Source organism: Streptomyces mayonensis (genome assembly GCF_018982965.1).
Taxonomy (GTDB): domain Bacteria; phylum Actinomycetota; class Actinomycetes; order Streptomycetales; family Streptomycetaceae; genus Streptomyces; species Streptomyces mayonensis.
In genome coordinates this window covers 63,175-81,368 of sequence record NZ_JACBYP010000027.1, presented here as the reverse complement: position 1 = coordinate 81,368, position 18,194 = coordinate 63,175, and the positions used below count along the sequence as shown (strand labels likewise).

The 18,194-nt window shown below is 74.5% G+C and carries 19 protein-coding genes; 10 read left to right on the top strand and 9 right to left on the bottom strand.

The features are described from left to right. The first annotated feature begins 174 nt into the window (after window positions 1-174). The gene (locus tag HZS56_RS13420) at window positions 175-1,338 is read left to right on the top strand and encodes an enolase C-terminal domain-like protein (protein ID WP_216720924.1); all 1,164 of its coding nucleotides are present in this window, start codon (window positions 175-177) and stop codon (window positions 1,336-1,338) included. A 27-nt stretch (window positions 1,339-1,365) separates the two neighbouring features. Here the strand turns inward: HZS56_RS13420 and HZS56_RS13415 are convergent, their stop codons facing one another. Continuing rightward, window positions 1,366-1,767 (bottom strand): hypothetical protein, encoded by a 402-nt coding sequence (locus HZS56_RS13415; RefSeq protein WP_216720923.1) that lies wholly within the window; start codon window positions 1,765-1,767, stop codon window positions 1,366-1,368. 110 nt (window positions 1,768-1,877) lie between these two features. Further along, the gene (locus tag HZS56_RS13410; RefSeq protein ID WP_216720922.1) at window positions 1,878-2,576 is read right to left on the bottom strand and encodes a GAF and ANTAR domain-containing protein; all 699 of its coding nucleotides are present in this window, start codon (window positions 2,574-2,576) and stop codon (window positions 1,878-1,880) included. A gap of 110 nt (window positions 2,577-2,686) precedes the next feature. Here HZS56_RS13410 and HZS56_RS13405 point away from each other — a divergent pair, with 110 nt between their 5' ends. After that, window positions 2,687-3,157: a MarR family winged helix-turn-helix transcriptional regulator gene (locus HZS56_RS13405; protein WP_374201139.1), complete on the top strand. Its 471-nt coding sequence runs from the start codon at window positions 2,687-2,689 to the stop codon at window positions 3,155-3,157. After that, on the top strand, window positions 3,154-4,917 hold the full coding sequence (locus HZS56_RS13400) for an MFS transporter (protein ID WP_253914179.1): 1,764 nt from the start codon (window positions 3,154-3,156) through the stop codon (window positions 4,915-4,917). The genes HZS56_RS13405 and HZS56_RS13400 overlap by 4 nt, the downstream gene beginning before the upstream one ends. 21 nt (window positions 4,918-4,938) lie before the next feature. Here HZS56_RS13400 and HZS56_RS13395 read toward each other — a convergent pair whose 3' ends face one another. Both HZS56_RS13395 and HZS56_RS13390 read right to left on the bottom strand, forming a co-directional pair. Further along, the gene (locus HZS56_RS13395; RefSeq protein ID WP_216720920.1) at window positions 4,939-5,583 is read right to left on the bottom strand and encodes a response regulator; all 645 of its coding nucleotides are present in this window, start codon (window positions 5,581-5,583) and stop codon (window positions 4,939-4,941) included. Then, a complete protein-coding gene (locus HZS56_RS13390) occupies window positions 5,580-6,788 on the bottom strand; it encodes a sensor histidine kinase (RefSeq protein WP_216720919.1) in 1,209 nt (402 codons plus the stop codon). Before HZS56_RS13390 ends, HZS56_RS13395 begins: the two co-directional genes overlap by 4 nt. Before the next feature lie 207 nt (window positions 6,789-6,995). On the opposite strand from HZS56_RS13390, the gene HZS56_RS13385 reads away from it, so the two are divergent. Next, window positions 6,996-8,078, top strand: coding sequence for an ABC transporter permease (locus HZS56_RS13385; RefSeq protein ID WP_216720918.1), 1,083 nt, complete (start codon window positions 6,996-6,998; stop codon window positions 8,076-8,078). Beyond that, complete coding sequence (locus HZS56_RS13380; protein ID WP_216720917.1) at window positions 8,075-8,758, top strand: ABC transporter ATP-binding protein; 684 nt, start codon at window positions 8,075-8,077, stop codon at window positions 8,756-8,758. Before HZS56_RS13385 ends, HZS56_RS13380 begins: the two co-directional genes overlap by 4 nt. Window positions 8,759-8,766: 8 nt before the next feature. On the opposite strand, the gene HZS56_RS13375 is transcribed toward HZS56_RS13380, so the two are convergent. After that, on the bottom strand, window positions 8,767-9,207 hold the full coding sequence (locus HZS56_RS13375; protein WP_216720916.1) for a cupin domain-containing protein: 441 nt from the start codon (window positions 9,205-9,207) through the stop codon (window positions 8,767-8,769). Between the two features lie 132 nt (window positions 9,208-9,339). On the opposite strand from HZS56_RS13375, the gene nsrR reads away from it, so the two are divergent. Further along, window positions 9,340-9,786: a nitric oxide-sensing transcriptional repressor NsrR gene (nsrR, locus tag HZS56_RS13370; RefSeq protein ID WP_216720915.1), complete on the top strand. Its 447-nt coding sequence runs from the start codon at window positions 9,340-9,342 to the stop codon at window positions 9,784-9,786. A 91-nt stretch (window positions 9,787-9,877) separates the two neighbouring features. Beyond that, complete coding sequence (locus tag HZS56_RS13365; protein ID WP_216720914.1) at window positions 9,878-11,074, top strand: globin domain-containing protein; 1,197 nt, start codon at window positions 9,878-9,880, stop codon at window positions 11,072-11,074. A 66-nt stretch (window positions 11,075-11,140) separates the two neighbouring features. On the opposite strand, the gene HZS56_RS13360 is transcribed toward HZS56_RS13365, so the two are convergent. Beyond that, on the bottom strand, window positions 11,141-11,491 hold the full coding sequence (locus tag HZS56_RS13360; RefSeq protein ID WP_216720913.1) for a hypothetical protein: 351 nt from the start codon (window positions 11,489-11,491) through the stop codon (window positions 11,141-11,143). Between the two features lie 173 nt (window positions 11,492-11,664). Here HZS56_RS13360 and HZS56_RS13355 point away from each other — a divergent pair, with 173 nt between their 5' ends. Next, entirely contained in the window at window positions 11,665-12,348 is a 684-nt protein-coding gene (locus tag HZS56_RS13355) for an adenosylcobinamide amidohydrolase (RefSeq protein ID WP_216720928.1), read from the top strand. 108 nt (window positions 12,349-12,456) lie between these two features. Here HZS56_RS13355 and snpA read toward each other — a convergent pair whose 3' ends face one another. Continuing rightward, entirely contained in the window at window positions 12,457-13,140 is a 684-nt protein-coding gene (gene snpA, locus HZS56_RS13350; protein ID WP_216720912.1) for a snapalysin, read from the bottom strand. A 217-nt stretch (window positions 13,141-13,357) separates the two neighbouring features. On the opposite strand from snpA, the gene HZS56_RS13345 reads away from it, so the two are divergent. Both HZS56_RS13345 and HZS56_RS13340 read left to right on the top strand, forming a co-directional pair. Continuing rightward, a complete protein-coding gene (locus HZS56_RS13345) occupies window positions 13,358-14,344 on the top strand; it encodes a LysR family transcriptional regulator (RefSeq protein ID WP_216720911.1) in 987 nt (328 codons plus the stop codon). 106 nt (window positions 14,345-14,450) lie between these two features. After that, entirely contained in the window at window positions 14,451-15,209 is a 759-nt protein-coding gene (locus HZS56_RS13340) for a PepSY domain-containing protein (RefSeq protein ID WP_216720910.1), read from the top strand. A 121-nt stretch (window positions 15,210-15,330) separates the two neighbouring features. On the opposite strand, the gene HZS56_RS13335 is transcribed toward HZS56_RS13340, so the two are convergent. Next, window positions 15,331-16,608: an MFS transporter gene (locus HZS56_RS13335; protein WP_216720909.1), complete on the bottom strand. Its 1,278-nt coding sequence runs from the start codon at window positions 16,606-16,608 to the stop codon at window positions 15,331-15,333. Window positions 16,609-16,702: 94 nt separating this feature from the next. Then, window positions 16,703-18,157: a benzaldehyde dehydrogenase gene (locus HZS56_RS13330; RefSeq protein WP_216720908.1), complete on the bottom strand. Its 1,455-nt coding sequence runs from the start codon at window positions 18,155-18,157 to the stop codon at window positions 16,703-16,705. Between the last annotated feature and the right edge of the window lie 37 nt (window positions 18,158-18,194).

The following is an 18,194-nucleotide window of genomic DNA, read 5'->3' as shown; positions in this document are numbered from 1 at the left end:
TGACCAACGCGGTCGCCCGGTACTCCGCCCACCCGGACGGCCCCGCCGGCGCGGTGCGCAGCCGGGAACCGGCCCCGGAACGGCCGGGACCCGGCCCGCTCCGGCGGGGAACCGGGCCCGGCACGAGTGGGACGAGGGCGTACGGACTGTGAAGACGAGAGCGAGGAGCGCGCGATGACGTCCGTGCCCGGCACCGGCCCGAAGGCGCTCGACGGCTGTGAGGTCGCATCGGTCGACGTGCACGCCTTCGAGGTCCCCACCGACGGTCCCGGCGGCCGGGAACAGGACGGCACGCTGGAGTGGGACTCCACGACCCTGGTCCTCGTGAGGGTGCACGCAGCCGGCCGCACCGGCCTCGGCTACACCTACGGGGACGTCTCGGCGGCGTCCTTCGCCCGCTCCGTGCTCGCGCCGGTCGTCCAGGGCGGCCCTGTCTCCTCACCGCCCGCCCTCTGGGAGCGGATGGGGGCGCGGATGCGCAACGCCGGCCGCCCCGGTGCCGGCGCCATGGCGCTGTCGGCCGTCGACGTGGCGCTCTGGGACCTCAAGGCACGGCTGCTGGACCTGCCCCTCGTGCACCTCCTGCCGGCCCACCACGACCGGGTGCCGGTCTACGGCAGCGGAGGCTTCACGAACTACCCGCCGGACCGGCTCGCCGACCAGCTGGCGGGGTGGGTGGAGCAGGGCATCGGGCGGGTGAAGCTGAAGACCTCACGGGTCCCGGAGGACGACCCGCGGCGGCTCACGGCCGTGCGCCGGGCGGTGGGGGACGGGCCGGAGCTGTTCGCCGACGCCAACGGCGCACTCGGCCGCAAGGAGGCCCTGTACTGGGCGCACCGGTTCCACGACGAGTGGGACGTGCGCTGGTTCGAGGAGCCGGTCGGCTCGGCCGACCTGGAGGGGTTGCGGATGCTGCGCGAGCGGGGCCCGGCCCGCCTGGAGGTCGCGGCGGGGGAGTACGCCTTCACCGCCCAGGACTTCGCCAACCTCGTCGACGGCCCCCGCGGCCCGGCCGTGGACTGCCTCCAGGCGGACGTCACACGCTGCGGCGGCATCACCGGCGTGCTGGAGGTCGCCGGTCTGTCGGGCGCCCGGCACCTGGACCTGTCCGCGCACTGCGCGCCCGCCGTCTCCGCCCACGCCTTCTGCGCGGTGCGCCGGCTGCGGCACCTGGAGTACTTCCACGACCACGTGCGCGTCGAGCGGCTGCTGTTCGACGGCACCCTGTCGCCCGAGGACGGCGCCCTGCGCCCCGACACCGGCCGGCCCGGCCTCGGCCTGGAGGTCAGGTGGGCCGACGCCGAGCCGTACCGCGTGCACGGGACACGCCCGGCCTGAGGGAGCGCCGGGGAGGGGCGGGCCCGGTCAGGGGTCCATGCCCTGCTGCTCCCGCATGCGTTCGTTGTGCCAGGCGATGGCGGCGCGTATCTGCGGCTCCTGGAGGCCGGTCCGGCAGCCGAGCTGGTCCAGGGAGAGGGCCGGCGGGCCCGTGGTCAGGGCGCGGGTGAGCTTGGCGGCCCACAGCTCCTCGTCCACGAAGGGCCGGTCCGCGTACCCCTTCTTGATCACGTCGAAGTGGTCGTCCGAGCACGTGGTGACGAGCCGCAGCCCGTCGAACCACTCGTTGGCGGCGTGCACCGCGGAGGAGTCCGGCACGTAGCCGCTCACGGACTCGTCCTCGGGGAAGACCCTGGCGCACAGGTCGCACAGCTCCATGGCCACCGGCCGCTCGGTCCGGCGGCCCTTCCTGCCCTTGCGCTTCCACATGGCGACTCCCGGGATGCCACACAGCAGTCTCGACGCCGGTGTGCCCGTACCGATCGGCGTCCGGAATGTCGGAGTTACCGGGAGGGGTGGAAGCAAACGCCCCCTGGCGGTCAGGGCAGGGCGCCCCGCTCGCAGACCTGCCGGGCGACCTCGCGGAGCTTGACGTTGTTGTCCTGCGAGTACCGGCGCAGGGTGGCGAAGGCCTGGTCCTCACCGATCCGGTGGCTGCCCATCAGGATGCCCATGGCCTCCCCGATGAGGTGCCGGGTGCCGATGGCCTCCTGCAGCTGGGCGTGCGTGCGGGCGCTGGAGAAGGCGACCGCCGCGTGCGAGGCCAGCAGCCAGCCGGCCGTCTCGTCGGCCTCGCTGAAGGCGCCGGGCCGGTAGGAGTACAGGTCCAGGGCGCCGAGGTCCTCGTCCTCGGTGAACAGCAGGAACCCCATCATGCTGCCGAGGCCCAGCTTGCGGGCCTCGGGGGCGTACTCGGGCCAGCGCTCCGCCTCGCCGCGCACGTCGCGGAAGTCGCGGATGCGGTACTGCCGCTGCCCCGCGGAGGTGCGGGCCGCGTCGAAGCAGGGCCCTTCCCCGAGGCGCCCCTGCAGCGCGTCGCTCTCGACCACCACCTGGTCGGTGGGGGCCAGGGACTGCACCCGGTTGTTCCGCAGGAGCAGGATGCCGGCGGCGTCGCAGTCCTCGATCAGCTCGGTGGCCGAAGCGGTGATCCGCTCCAGCGTGTCGTTCACCGACTCCTGAGCCAGCAGATCTCGTGCCAGTGACGCCATGTGCTCCGCGAACTCGCGCCAGTCCATGCGGTACCTCCCTCTTCTTCTGCCGTGTTCCCGCCGGAGCCGGGCAGGAACGGGGCCGGGCCGCGCCGGCGCATCTTGTTTCACGGTACACGTAAATGCATAATGCGCTTATGGACAGTGCCCGTGAGCAGGAGGCGCCGCCGGCCTCGCCGGACGAACTGATCGTCGCCGTCGAGCGGATGGTCCGGTACGTGCGGCAGAGCGCCCGCACCGGGTCCCTGAGCACGGCCGCCTCCTCGACGCTGGGCAGGCTGGAGCGCGGGGGCCCGCAGCGGCTGACCGAGCTGGCCCGGGCGGAGGGCGTCTCCCAGCCGAACATGACCCAGCTCGTCACCCGCCTGGAGCGCGCGGGACTGGTCCGGCGCACCGCCGACGCCAGCGACGGCCGCGGCGTGCTCGTCGCCGTGACCTCCACCGGCCTCGAGGTCGTCGCCCGGCGGCGCGCCGAACGCGCCCGCGCCCTCGGACAGCTCATGGAGGACATGACAGGACCGGAGCGGCAGGCCACCACCACCGCGCTCCTGGCCCTGGCCAGGGTCGTCGAGAACCGTCAGGACACCTCGGAGGAACACCGCGCATGAGTGCATCGCCGGCACAGGGCACACCACAGGAGCAGGGCGCGGCGCCCGACCGGCCGGGCGGGCCGTTCCGGCAGCCCAAGGCCGTCTGGGCCGTCGCCTTCGCCTGCGTCATCTCGTTCATGGGCATCGGCCTGGTCGACCCGATCCTCCCCGCCCTCGCGGACAGCCTCGACGCCACCCCCAGCCAGGTGTCCCTGCTGTTCAGCAGCTACCTGATCGTCACCGCGGTGGCCATGCTGATCGTCGGCTGGGTCTCCAGCCGGATCGGCGCCAAACGCACCCTGGTCACGGGCCTCGCGATCATCGTCGTCTTCGCCGCCCTGGCCGGCACCACCGACTCCATCAACGGCATAGTCGGCTTCCGGGCCGGCTGGGGGCTCGGCAACGCCCTGTTCATCGCCACCTCGCTGGCGGTCATCGTGGCCTCCGCGAGCGGCGGCTTCGGCGGCGCGATCATCCTCTACGAGACCGCCCTCGGCCTCGGCATCGCCGTCGGCCCCCTGCTCGGCGGCGAACTGGGCGCGATCAGCTGGCGCGGCCCCTTCTACGGCGTCGCCGCGCTCATGGCGGTCGCCCTGATCGCCACCGTCGTCCTCGTCCCCGACCTGCCCAAACCGAAGCGGGTCACCTCGCCCCTGGCCCCGCTGAAGGCCCTGCGCCACCGCGGCCTGCTCACCATGGGCATCATGGCCCTGCTGTACAACTGGGGCTTCTTCACCATGCTCGGCTACGCCCCGTACCCGATGGAGCTCGACGCCCACGAACTCGGCCTCGTCTTCACCGCCTGGGGCCTGCTGGTCGCCGCCTTCAGCGTCTTCTTCGCCCCGCGCCTGCAGGCCCGCTACGGCACCGCGCCCGTCCTGTACGCCAATCTGGCCGGCCTCGGCATCGTGATGGCCGTCATCGCGGCCGGCGTCACCACGCCCACCACGGTGATCGTCGCGGTCATCGTCAGCGGCGCCTTCATCGGCATCAACAACACCCTCACCACGCAGGCCGTCATGCTCGTCTCGCCCGTCGAGCGCCCCGTCGCCTCCTCCGCGTACGGCTTCCTGCGCTTCATCGGCGGCGGCCTGGCGCCCTACGTCGCCGGAAAGCTCGCCGACGCCACCGACCTGAGCGTCCCGTTCTACCTGGGCGCCGCCACCTTCCTCCTCGCCGTCCCGGTCCTGGCCGGCGGCCACCGGCTGCTGCGCGAGGCCGAAGCGGGCACCGGCGGCGCCGAAACCGTGCCCCCGTCGCTCACCCCCGTCGGCCCGGGCGGCCCGGCCGCGGACGGCGCGCAGCCCGTCGTCGTCGCCGTCGGCGCCCACGACCGGGCGGCCGCCGTCGTCGACAGCGCGGCCCGCCTCGCCCGCGACACCGGCAGCCCGCTCGAGGTGGTCCACGTGCGGCAGACCGCCGTCGTCGAGGAACAGGCCGCCGTCACCGAGAGCGACGAGGAGGCCCGGGCGGCCGTCACCGCGCACCTCGACCGGCTGCGGGAGGCGGGCGTCGCCGCCACCGGCCAGATCCTCGACGGGGTCGGCGACCACGCCGCAGCGGGCCGCGCCCTGGCCCGGCACGCCGCCGGGGTACGGGCCCGGACGGTCGCGGTCGGGCGGTCCCCGCGCGGCCCGCTGGCCCAGTTCGCCGACGGCAGCTTCACCAGCGCGCTCACCCACGCGGCCACCTGCACCGTCGTCCTCGTCGATCCCGGGGAGGAGCCGCGCCCGCTGACGGCGCGCTCCCTGACCGAACTGCGCGCCGAGGCCCGCTGAGCTGCCGAGGCCCGCTGAGCTTCAGCGCCGGATGAGACCGAGGGCGGTGGCGGCGGCGACCGCGGCGGTGCGCGAGTCCACGTCCAGCTTGGCGTAGACCCGGGCCAGGTGGGACTTGACGGTGCCCTCCGTCAGGTGCAGCCGCTCACCGACGTGCTGGTTGGACAGGCCCTCGGCGACCAGGGAGAGCACCTCCGTCTCGCGGCGGGTCAGCGAGGTGTGCGGCTCGCGCAGGCGGGTCATCAGGCGGTCCGCGACCGTCGGCGCGAGCGCGGTCCTGCCCGCCGCGGCGGTGCGGACGGCCGCCGCGAGCTCCTCGGGCGGCGCGTCCTTCAGGAGGTAGCCGGTGGCACCGGCCTCGATGGCCGGCAGCGTGTCGGCGTCGGTGTCGTACGTCGTGACGATCAGCACGCGCGGCGCGCCGGGCCGCGCGGTGATCGCTGCCGTGGCCCGGGCGCCGTTCATGCCGCTGCCGAACCGCAGGTCCATCAGGACGACGTCGATGTCGCCGAGCCCCGCCCGCTCGACGGCCTCCTCGGCGGTCGCCGCCTCGGCGGCCACGGCGATGCCGTCCTCCGTCTCCAGCACCGCGCGCAGCCCCGCGCGGACCACGGGGTGGTCGTCGGCGAGCAGCAGACGGATCGGCGTGGGGTCGGACTCGGTCACGGCTGGGCCTCGGGTTCGTCGTCGGTGGCGGGCGGGAGCGGGAGCCGCGCGACGAGCGCGGTGCCGCTCCCGGGGGCGGACTCGACGGTGAGCGTGCCGTCCAGGGCGTGCACCCGGGCCCGCATCGCGGCCAGCCCGAAGCCCCCGCCCGCCGGACCGGGCGGGGAGACCGCGGCGGGGTCGAACCCCACGCCGTCGTCGGTGACGGCCAGCACGACGGCGTCGTCCTCGTGGCTCAGGGTCACCTCGGCGCGGCCGGCGCGGGCGTGCGCGAGGGTGTTGGCCAGCGCCGACTGGGCGACGCGCAACAGGGTCACCTCGTGCCCGGTGGGCAGGGGGCGGGTCCGTCCGGCGAGACGGAGGCGGACCTCGGTCCCGTGCCGCTCGCCGGTGGTGGCGCACAGCCTCTCCAGCGCGCCGGCGAGGGTCGTTCCGTCCAGCGGCGGCGGGGAGAGGGCGGCGACGAACCGGCGGGCCTCGGCGAGGTTGTCCACCGCGGCCTGCCTGGCCTGCCCCACGTAACCGGCGGCCGGCCCCGGCCGGTCGGGCAGGGCCCGTTCGGCGGCCCGGAGCAGCAACTGGATGCTGGACAGGCCCTGGGCGAGGGTGTCGTGGATCTCCCGGGCCAGGCGCTGGCGCTCCTGGAGCACCCCGGCGGCCCGCTGGGCTTCGGCCAGGTCGGCCCGGGTGGCGGTCAGCTCCTCGATGAGCCGGCGGCGCTGCTCGCTCTCCCGGTACAGCGCCTGGTAGCCCCACACCACCGCCACCGCGACGGCGGCTCCGAGCGCCGGACCGATCACGACGGCCGCCGTGACCGTTCCCCGGTGGGCGGAGAAGGCCGCGACCGCCGCGACCGCCGTCCCGGCCACCGCGACGAGCCCGGCACGGCGGGAGAGCAGATGGAGCTGGACGAAGTACAGCGGGAACGCCAGCCACACACCCTCCGCGGACAGGGCGAGCAGCACGAGCCACACCGCGCCGACGGCACCCAGCCACAGTGCGGCACCGCGGCGGGAGGCGCGGACGGCGTCGAGCGCGGGGCCGACCGCGTAGACCGCCCCGACCGCGCCGGCCGCGGCGCACACCGCGGGTGCCTGCGGCCGTCCGTCCGCCACCGCGCGCACCGCGGCCAGGACGAGCAGACCGGCCACGAGCAGGTGCAGGCACCAGGCCAGGGCCCGGGTGGTGGGAGTCGGAGTGTTCACGATCGTCCCAGCCTACGGACCGCACCGGGTCCGGGCATCTGTCGAAAGGTGCAAGCCGGAGCACACCCTGCGGCCCGCGAAGTCCCCGCCCGGGACCGATGCCGCCGCCGCCCCCGACGGCGAGGGTTGAGGGCGCGGCGCACCGCCGCGACCACCGGTGCCGCGCCGCGGCACCCTGTCACCGTTGTCGAAAGGCCGGGCGAAGACGTGTTTGTCGCCTTGAGAGACCTGACGTTCGCCAAGGGGCGGTTCGCCCTGATGGGCGGCGTCGTCGTACTGATCACCCTGCTCGTCGGGCTGTTGTCGGGGCTGACGGCGGGCCTGGCCCGGGAGAACGTCTCCGCCGTCACCGCCCTGCCCGCCGACCGGATCGCCTTCGGCGCGCCGGGCGACGGCCAGGACCTGTCGTACGCGGACTCCTCCGTCACCGAGGCCCAGTGGACCCGGTGGTCCGAGGCGCCCGGCGTCCGCCGCGCCGAACCCCTGGGCATCACCACCACCAGGGCGGGCGCGGGCGCCAGAAGCACCGCGGTGACCGTGTTCGGCGTACGGACCGGCTCGCACCTGGCCCCCGACGGCGCCCCGGCCGACGACCGTACGGTGACGGTGCCGCCCTCCGTGGCCGACGCGCTCGGCGTGCGCGCCGGCGACACCGTCACGCTGGCCGGCCGGCCGCTCACCGTCGCCGCCACCGGCCACGACGTCTCCTTCAGCCACACGCCGGTGGTGTGGACGAGCCTGCCCACCTGGCAGGCCGTCGCCCCGCCCGCCGCCGGCGGCCCCGCGGCGACGGTGATCGCCCTGGACACCGGCTCGGGCGCCGACCTCGCGGCGACCGACCGGGCGGCGGGAACCGAGACCGTGACGAAGGACGAGTCGCTCTCCGCGATCGGCTCCTACAGCTCCGAGAACGGCTCGCTGCAGCTGATGCGGGGCTTTCTGTTCGCCATCTCCGCCCTGGTAGTCGGTGCCTTCTTCACCGTGTGGACCATCCAGCGCGGCGGTGACATCGCCGTGCTCAAGGCGCTGGGCGCCACCACCGCCGCGCTGCTGCGGGACGCGCTCGGCCAGGCCGCGGTGCTGCTGGTCGGCGGCACCCTCGTCGGCACCGCCGCGGCCGCCGCGATCGGCGCCGCCGTCTCCGGTTCCGCCGTCCCCTTCGACCTGACTCCCGCCACCGTCCTGGTCCCGGCCGCCGTGCTGGTCCTCCTCGGCGGCCTGGGGGCGGGCCTCGCCGTCCGCCGCATCACCTCCGTGGACCCGCTGACCGCCCTGGGGAGCGCCCGATGAGCCTGATCCTGACCGACATCACCCTGACCCACCCCGACGGGGACGGCCGCCTCACCGCCCTCGACCGCGTCACCCTGGAGGTGCCCGGCGGCGGCCTGACCGCCGTGGTCGGCCCCTCCGGCTCGGGCAAGTCCAGCCTGCTGGCCGTCGCCGCCACGCTGATCACCCCCGACTCGGGCACCGTCGCCGTCGACGGCACCGACACCACCGGGCTGAGCCGAGGGGAGCTGGCCGACCTGCGCCGCAACCGGATCGGCATCGTCTTCCAGCAGCCCAACCTGCTGCCGGCGCTCACCGCCGCCGAGCAGCTCCAGGTGATGACCCGCCTCGACGGACGCAGGCCGCGCGCCGCCCGCGGCCGGGCCCTCGAACTCCTCGACGCCGTCGGTCTCGCGGACCGCGCCGGCCGACGGCCCCACCAGCTCTCCGGGGGGCAGCGCCAGCGGGTCAACATCGCCCGGGCCCTCATGAACGACCCGGGTGTGCTGCTCGTCGACGAACCCACCAGCGCCCTCGACCACGAACGGGGCGCCGCCGTCGTCGACCTGATCACCCGCCTCACCCGGGAACGGGGCACCGCCACGGTGCTGGTGACCCACGACCGCGCGCAGCTGGCCGCGGCCGACCGGGTCGCGCGGCTGCACGACGGCCGGCTGGACCCGCCGGCCCCCGTCGGCTGACCGCGGCCTCAGCCGCCGCCGTCCGGCGCCGGGAGCAGCCGGTCGGCGGCGCCCGGCGGCCGGATGCGCATCCCGGGACGCCTGCGGTGCACGGTCAGGTACGTCACCCCGTCCGGACCGGCGGCGACGGCCCGGGCCGAACCGTGCGGCAGCCACGTCAGCAGGCCCGCGCGCAGGGCCCGTTCACCGTCGGCACACACCAGCGTCGCCGTCCCGTCCAGAACGTGCAGCAGGACGTCCAGGTCCGGTTCCGTGTGCGTGTCCACCCGTCCCGACGGCGGAATGCGGACGACGTTGGCGTCCAGCTGCCGCCCGGGCTCCGCGAGCCGCCACCGGGCGCCGCCCCCGGCGTCGTCGCCCGCCGGCAGCAGCTCGGCGGTGTCGCACAGGACCCGGGGCAGGGGAGGAGCCGGGTCCGGGGCGGGTGCGGCGCCGTCCTGCGCGGTCATCGGCCGTCACCGTCCGTCCCGTCGTGGCGGGGCGCGGGCCCCCGCGCCCCTCGGCGCCCAGTGACGCGTTCCACAAGGTCATCGCTGTATCCAAACACGCATCCATTATGCGTATTTGATAGCGTCACGGCTGTGCGGCTGACGAAGTTCACCGACCTGGCGCTGCGTTCCGTGATGCGCCTGGCGGTCGTGAAGGACGGTGACGACCCCCTGACCACCCGCGAGGTGGCCGAGGCCGTCGGAGTGCCGTACACCCACGCCGCCAAGGCCGTCACCCGCCTCCAGCACCTCGGGATCGTCGAGGCGCGGCGCGGGCGCGGCGGCGGGCTGACGCTGACCGGACCGGGGCACCGGGCCTCGGTGGGCCGGCTGGTGCGCGAGCTCGAGGGCGAGGGCGGAGTGGTCGACTGCGAGGGCGGCTCACCGTGCCCGCTGCGCGGCGCCTGCCGGCTGCGCGGCGCCCTGCGCGACGCTCAGGAGGCGTTCTACGCGGCGCTCGACCCGCTGACCGTCGCCGACCTGGTGGCCTCACCGACCGGGCCGGTCCTGATCGGCCTGTCGAACCGTCCGCCGGGTTGACCGAGGGCGGCAGGGGCGGTCCCGAGGACTGCTCGCCCGTCACCCGCATGCCTCAAAACACGAATCCAAAATACCGATTAAGGGAGTCGCCTTGCTCTCCGAACAGTCCGTCCCCGTAGTCCGGGCCACCCTTCCCGCCGTGGGGGCCGCCATCGGCGACATCACCCGGCTCTTCTACCAGAAGCTGTTCGACGCCCACCCGGAACTGCTGCGGGACCTGTTCAACCGCGGGAACCAGGCCAACGGGGAGCAGCAGCGGGCCCTGGCCGGCTCCATCGCCGCGTTCGCCGGCCTGCTCCTGGAACGTCCCGACACCCGGCCGGACGTGATGCTCTCCAGAATCGCCCACAAGCACGCCTCCCTCGGTATCACCTCCGACCAGTACAAGATCGTCCACCGCCACCTGTTCGCCGCGATCGGGGACGTGCTCGGCGACGCCGTCACCCCCGAGGTCGCCGCGGCCTGGGACGAGGTCTACTGGCTGATGGCCAACGCCCTTGTGGCCGTCGAGGCCCGCCTCTACGAGGAGGCGGGCGTCGCGGAGGGCGACGTGTGGCGCCGCATGGAGGTCGTCGAACGGCGCGAGGAGAGCGCCGGTGCCGTCTCCCTCGTACTGCGCCCGGCCGACGAGCGCCCCACGGCACCCTTCCGGCCCGGGCAGTACGTCAGCGTCCGGGTCGAACTGCCCGACGGCGCCCGGCAGATCCGCCAGTACAGCCTCTCCGCCGCGCCCGGCCGCTCGGGCCTGCGCATCACCGTCAAGCGGGTGCGGGGCGACGGCACCCCCGAAGGCGAGGTCTCCTCGTGGCTGCACGAACGGGCGCGCGAGGGCGACGTGCTCACCGTGTCCGCGCCCTTCGGCGACCTGGCCCTGGCCGAGCGGGACGGCCCGCTGCTGCTGGCCTCGGCCGGCATCGGCGTCACCCCGATGCTGGCGATGCTCGACCACCTGGTCGCGGCCGGCGCCACCCGCCCGGTCACCGTCGTGCACGCCGACCGCAGCCCCGCCGACCACGCCCACCGGCAGGAGCAGCGCGACCTGATAGGCGCACTGCCCGGCGCGCGTCTCCACCTCTGGTACGAGGAGCCCGGCGAGCGGGCGCCGGAGGCGTCGGCCGGCCGCGCCGACCTCACCGGCCTTGAACTGCCCGAGGACCTCACGGTCTACCTGTGCGGCCCGGTCCCCTTCATGCGTGCCGTCCGCGGTGACCTGCTGCGCCGCGGCGTGCCCGCCGAGGCCATCCACTACGAGGTGTTCGGTCCCGACCTCTGGCTCGGACAGCAGTAGCGTCCGGCATCCGCCTCCGAAGCCCCGCGGACCGCCCCGATGCCCCGGTCCCGATCCCCCGGTGCGTCAGGCCACCGCGGTGAAGGCGGTGCTGATGGCGGTGTCGACGCGGGCGTGCACGACCAGCCGGGGGCCGCAGCCGTCCGCGTTGTTCTCCAGGAGCCGCCGCACCGGCGCGCTGTGGGCCACGACGGACATCAGGAGGTCGAGCCGCCCGCACCACTGGCGCGCCCGGAGCACGGCACTGACCGCGGCGGGCCCGGCGGCCCCGTCGGCCAGCACGATGACGACGGGGGCCGGCTGGTGCGCGTCGACCAGGTTGGTGATGTACGTGGTCAGCGCGGCCCGCCCGTCGATTCCCGGGTCCCGGTCCACCGTGATGACCAGGACCCCGTGCTCCAGAGTGTGGGACGGCATTGCGGCCTCCGATCCGTCGCCTGGTGGCGAAGCTGTGTTCAGTGAAGGCGCCCGTACCGGGGTCCGCAACGCGTCCGCGTCCGCCCCGGGGGCCGCCCGGGTCCGCGGGGCGGGCCGTGAGTACCATCGACCGGTCCGCCCGCCTGCGCCGATCACCACGGGAGTCCCCGACCGTGCCCGCCGTCCTGCCGCCGCCCCGAACCGGGTCGGGACTGCCGCATCCGGAGCGCCTGACGCGGACGGAGGACGGCGAACGGCTGCACGCCCTGCTGTGGCGCCCGGGACCGGGCCTGCGGATGGTCAGCAGCGCCGTGCTGGGCGGCGGGATCGGCGAGCGCGCGTGGGTGCTCAACGCCCAGGTCGCCCACGGCTACCGGCGTACCGACCCGGCACGGCACCTGGCCGGCCTGGCCCGCGCGGCCGGCGCCCGCGGGCCCGGCGTGGGCCTGATGACGGCCGCCGACGTGTCCGCCTTCGGCCGGGCGCGGGACGAGGGGGCCGAGGTCGTGGCGACCGCCGGCGTCTCCGTACGCGGCTGGGCGGCCTCGCCCGGTGCGGGGGCCGTCGCACCGGCCACGCCCGGAACGGTCAACATCGTGGCCGCGCTGCCCGTCGCGCTGACCGACGCGGCCCTCGTCAACGCGGTGATGACGGTGACCGAGGCCAAGGTCCAGGCACTCCTCGACGCCGGTCTCGACTGCTCCGGCACCCCGACCGACGCCGTGTGCGTCGCCGCCCGCACGCCGGGCGGCGGAACCGACGCGCACTCCTTCGCCGGCCCCCGCTCCGAGTGGGGCGCCCGCCTCGCCCGGGCCGTCCACCGCGCCGTGCTCGCCGCCCTGCCCGGCACCGGCTGAGGCCGTGCTGCGGCCCACGGAACCGATGGAACGGACGGAACGGACGGCACACAGGTGCGCGGGGGCGGCCCCGGACCGGGCCGCCCCCGCCGCCGTGCGCTCAGACGCTCAGCGCCGGCCCGCCTTCTCCAGCGCCTTGTCGAGTGCGGCCTGGAAGCCGTCCGCCCACAGCTGCTCCACGCGGCCGCGCTCGGCGGCGTCCGGATAGGCGTTGGTGCAGGACGGACCGGGACCGCCGCCCGACATCAGCTCGCTGCACGGGCCGGAGTAGTGGTCGGGCAGACCGAGCACGTGCCCGGTCTCGTGGGTGGTGACCCGGGTGGAGTCGTACTCCTGGTTCTGCTGGTAGTCGAGGAAGACGTAACCGCTTCCGTGCCCGTCCGTCGAGGCGTACGAGCCACGCGGGTCGTTGCCCTCGCGGTACGAGAAGTCCGCACCGGAACTTCTCTCGGCGAGCCGCACGTTCGACACCGAGCTGTTCCAGATCTGGGCGGAACCGGCTATCTGGGAGCGGAAGCTGGGCGCGTCGGCGGCGCTGTAGTAGACGGTCACGGCAGCCGCCGACGTCGGGTCGGCCGCGCGCTTCTCGGCGACGGACTTGACGACCGCCTCGAAGAACGCCCGGTTGGCGGCCGCGTCCTCGCCCGAGCCGGCCGCGGGCTCGTAGCCCATGTGCGCGGACCGGTCCGGGGTGTGGGGCGCAGCGGCCGTCGTGGCGGGGGCGGCGCCGACCGCGGCGGCCGTCAGGCCGAGACCGACCGCGGTGGACAGCAGGGGCAGGCTGATGCGCATCGATGACTCCTTGTGTGGGGGAGTGGGGGGAGAAGTCGTCACCGGTGAGTGTGGGGCGCCCATGAGCCCGCTGTGATGATGGCAACAGGCGATAGCGCAGGGCTATCACCCGCGGCGGGCGACCCGGTGCCGCTTCGACCGGAGTGCAGAACTCGCCCTGGTCCGCCGTCTTTTGTTCATCTGGCGCAGGCCGGGTGTTCCGCCATACGCTCCCCGCATGGAGCTCGAGGTGAGGCATCTGCGCGCGCTGTGCGCCATCGCCGACGCCGGCAGCCTGCACCGGGCGGCACGCCAACTGGGCGTGGCCCAGCCTACGTTGAGCACCCAGTTGAGCCGCATCGAACAGGCCCTGGGCGGCGCCCTGTTCGTCCGGGAGCGCACCGGCTGCCGCCCGACCCCGCTCGGCCGCACCGTCCTCGGCCGGGCCCGTCCGCTGCTCGCCGACATGAGCACCCTGGTCCGCGAGGCCCGGGCCGCCGCTGCGGGCGGCGACAGCAGGCTGCGGGTGGGCTCGACGGCCAGCCGCGCGCTGGCCGGCTGGCTGCGCAGACTCAGGCGGCCGGGCCTGGAGCCGACCCTGCAGATGGACGTCTCAGCCAACGCGCTGCTGCGCCGGGTCGCCGACGGACAGCTGGACGTCGCCTTCGTGCACGAGGTCGAGGGCAGTGCGCTGCGCGTCCCCGAGGGACTGCGGCTGCGGGTCCTCGTGGAGCGCGAGCCGCAGTTCGTGATGCTGCCGGGCGACCATCCCGCGGCCGCCCGTCCCGTCGTCCGGCTCGCCGACCTCGCCGACGACCGCTGGATGGTCGATCCCACCGTCGACGGCGAGTGGGACGGCGTCCACCGCATGCTGCGTGCCGTCGGCCTCAACCCGCGTGTCCTGCACGGCGACTACCACACCGCCGCGTCCCTCGTCGCGACCGGCGAGGTCGTGACCGTCTGCCAGCCCGGCTCCCAGTCCCGCCCCGACACGGCGGTGCGGCGTCTGCACGGCGACCCGCTCGGCGTACGCCTGCTGCTCGCCGCCCGCACCCTGTCGGAGCTGGACGCCGTCTTCCCCGCCCTGGAGGAGGCCTACTGGGAGGCGGCCCGCCAGTCCACCGCGTACCGGGAGTGGCTGGAGGGTGCCGGGGTCCGGGTCCTGCCCCGGTGTCCGGCGACCGCTCCCGGCGCGGGGCGGGTGAAGTTCGTACCGGCCCGCTGAACCGGCCGGGACCGGACCTGCGGCCACCGCGGAGACTCCCGGCCATTGGGGTGACTTTCATACTTGTTCGGTGTGTCTGCGTGACTGAACGGTTACGGACAGCATCATGAGCTCTGCACGACGACTCCCCCTGCGTTCGCTGGCCGTGGCCGGTGCCCTGGGCACCTCCGTCCTGCTCCTGACGGCCTGCACGAACGCCGACACGACCCGTTCCAGCGTGGCGGAGGCGGCCCAGACCGAGTCCCCCTCCGCCACCGACACCCAGTCCGCGTCCCCCTCCGGCTCTCCGTCGGCCTCGATGAACGAGGACAAGACCGAGCGCAAGGACCTCGTCTCGGCGACGAAGGTCACCTGGGACAAGGCCGCCGACACCGCCGTCAAGGAGGTCCCCGAGGGCAAGCTCGTGGACCTCGAACTCAAGCGCACGGACGCCGACGCCACCGCGTCGCCGAGCGGTTCGGCGACCGGCTCGGCGAGCCCGAGCACGCCGAACCCCGCGCCCAGCCAGGGCGCTCCGGAGTGGGAGGCGAAGGTCGCCCAGTCCGACGGGACCCTGCACCGGATCGACATCGACGCGGCGACCGGCAAGGTCTTCCGCAGCCAGGTCGACCCGGACCAGGACGCCGACGACAAGACCCAGGTGTCCGAGTGGCTGGACAAGGCCAAGCAGACGCCCGAGCAGGCCGTGAAGGCCGCCACCGACAAGGCCAAGGGCACCGTCACCCACGTCGAACTCGGCGACAACGACGACCAGCAGGTCGTCTGGGGCGTCGACGTGGTCGACAAGGAGAACTGGAACAAGACCTCCGTCGACGTCGACGCGGCCAACGGCAAGGTCCTGGGCCAGGAGGTCGACAAGGACTGAGTCACCGGCCCCCCCTACACCGATACACCGACGGGAGCAGCGGACCCGAGGGCCCGCTGCTCCCGTCGGTGTATCGGTCTGCACACCGGCGCCGGGCCGTGCGCTGCCGGGCCGCGCCGTGTCAGGCCGTACTGGCGTCCGGCCGTCGCGCGGCCGGAGCCGCGACCCCGGCCGACTCGCCCCCACCGCCCCGCGGCAGCGTCAGTACGGCCAGGAAGCCGAGGACCGCCACCGCCGCGAAGAAGTAGAAGCCCCACGGGTGACCGACCCCCGAGGCGACCAGCGCACCGGTGATGGACGGGCCGACGATCGAGCCGATCCGGCCGATCCCGGACGCCGAACCGAGCGCGGTGCTCCGCACGGACGCCGGGTAGTAGTGCGTCACGTACGCGTAGACGAGCACCATCGCCGAGAAGACGAACACGCCGGTGAAGAAGACGACGGTGTTGAGCAGCAGGTCGCTCTCCATCCTGATGCTCAGGCACGCCAGCATGGCCACGGAGACGGCGAACCAGGCCATCGTGGTGCCCTTGATGCCCCGCCGGTCGGCGACGTACCCGCCGAGGACCAGGCCGGCGACGCCGCCGATGTTGAGCACGAGCAACTGGGTGACGGCCGTCGGCACGGGGTAGCCGGCGTCGTTCATGAGCTTCGGGAGCCAGGTGTTGAGGCCGTAGACCAGCAGCAGGCCCATGAACGACGCGACCCAGATGCCGACGCCCGCCCGCAGGTACGCCGGACTCAGCAGCGCGGTGAACGGCACCCGCTGCGCCCCGTCCTGCCTGGCCCGCGCGAAGGCCCGCGACTCCGGCAGCTTGAACCACTGGATCGCGGCGACCACGAGTCCCACGACGCCGAGCAGGTAGAAGAGGACCTCCCAGTCGTCGGTCACCTTCAGGGCGAGCAGCGAGGTGATCACCGCGCCGGTGTGGTAGCCGGTCATGGTGAGGGTGCTGGCCCGGGCCCGCCGGCCGGCCGGCATGTGCTCGGCCATCATCGTGAGCGAGACCGGCATGCAGGCGCCCAGGCCCAGGCCGGCGATCAGACGCAGCGCGGCGAACATCGTCACCGAGTTCGCCAGCGGCACCACGAGCGTGAACACGGAGAACAGCACGACCGAGCCGATGAGCAGACGGCGGCGGCCCAGCCGGTCGGCCAGCGGGCCGACGCAGACCGCGCCGATGGCGACGCCGACGAGCGAGAGCGTCGCGACGGTGGTCGCGTCACCCGTGGTCATGCCGAGGTGGTGGGTTTTCAGCAGGGTGGGGATGATGGCGCCGAGGACGACGAGGTCGTAGCCCTCCAGCAGGACGGTGATCCAGCACAGGACCACCGTCCAGGCGCCGCTGCCGGCGTCGCCGGCCTGCCCGGACGCGCCGGGCCTGTTGGTGGAAGCCATGATGACTCTCCCCCCGGGGACGGGTGTGGGTGGGGCGGAGCGGACCGGCCGGGGCGGCCGGGCGGGGACCGGTACGGCGACCGGCCCCGGGAACTCAGAACGGGTAGTCGGCGATGTCCGGGCGGACCGTCAGCCACTGGGTCTCGGTGAACGCCTCGACGTTGGCGGCGGGACCGCCGAAACGGGAGCCGGTGCCCGACGCCTTCACCCCGCCGAACGGGGCGTTCGGCTCGTCGCTCACGGTCTGCTCGTTGATGTGCACCTTGCCGGAGTCGATCCGGTCGGCGAGCCCCATCGCCGTACCGACGTCGCCGAGGATGCCGACCGACAGGCCGTACTCGCAGTCGTTGACGATCCGCGCGGCCTCCTCGGTGGTGGAGAAGGAGATGACGGGCGCCACGGGGCCGAAGATCTCCTCGCGCCAGGCCGGCATGTCCGTCGTCACGCCGGTCAGCACCGTGGCGCGGTAGCCGGGCCCGTCGGTCTCGCCGCCCGCGGCGAGCTTCGCGCCCGCCGCGACGCTGTCGGTGACGATGCCGTGCACCCGTTCCAGCTGCCCGCGGTCGATGAGCGGACCGAGCGCCACGTCCTCGCGGGCCGGGTCGCCGACCCGCAGGGCCTCGGCCTTCGCGGCGAGCGCGGCGGTGTACTCGTCCACCAGCGACTCGTGCACCACGTGCCGTCCGGTCGTCATGCAGATCTGCCCCTGGTGCAGGTACGACCCGAACGCCCCCGCCGAGGCCGCCTTCGCCACGTCCGCGCCGGGCAGCACGACCAGCGCGTTGTTGCCGCCGAGTTCCAGGTGCGCCCGCTTCAGCAGCCGCCCCGCCTGCTCGCCGATGGCCCGTCCGACCGGCGTGGAACCCGTGAAGGAGATCACCCGGACCTCGGGCGCCTCGACGACCGCCCTGCCCACCGCACCTTCGCCCGGCAGCAGGTGCAGGACGCCGGCGGGGAGTCCGGCCTCCTCGAAGATCCGGGCGACGACGACACCGCCGCTCACCGCGGTGCGCGGGTCCGGCTTGAGCAGCACGGCGTTGCCGAGCGCCAGGGCGGGGGCGACGGAACGCAGCCCCAGGACGAGCGGGAAGTTGAAGGGCGATATCACGCCGACCACACCGGCCGGGCGGCGCCGGGTCAGCGACCAGCGGGAGTCCTCCGAGGTGAGCACCTCGCCCCGGGGGTGCGTCGGCAGCCCGGCGCACTCGAAGCACTCGCCGATCGCCAGCCCGGCCTCGAAGGCCGCCTTGGACCGCACCGAGCCGGCCTCGCGCACCAGCCAGTCCTCGATCTCGGCGGTGTGCTCGGTGAACAGTTCGCCCGCGCGCCGCAGCACCGCGGCCCGCCGCTGCGGCGAGGTCGCCGCCCACTCGCGCTGGGCCTCGGCGGCCCGCGCGGCGGCCCGGTCCACGTCCCGGGGCGTGGCCAGGCCCACCGTGCCGAGCCGGTCGCCCGTGGCGGGTTCGGTCACCGGCTGCCCGCCGGGCGAGTCCCGCCAGCCGTCGCTCCAGAACTTCCCGCCCCAGACGGCACTGTCCAGGAATGTCATCGTCTTCCCTCTCGTCGTGATCTTCGCCGGGCGAGCG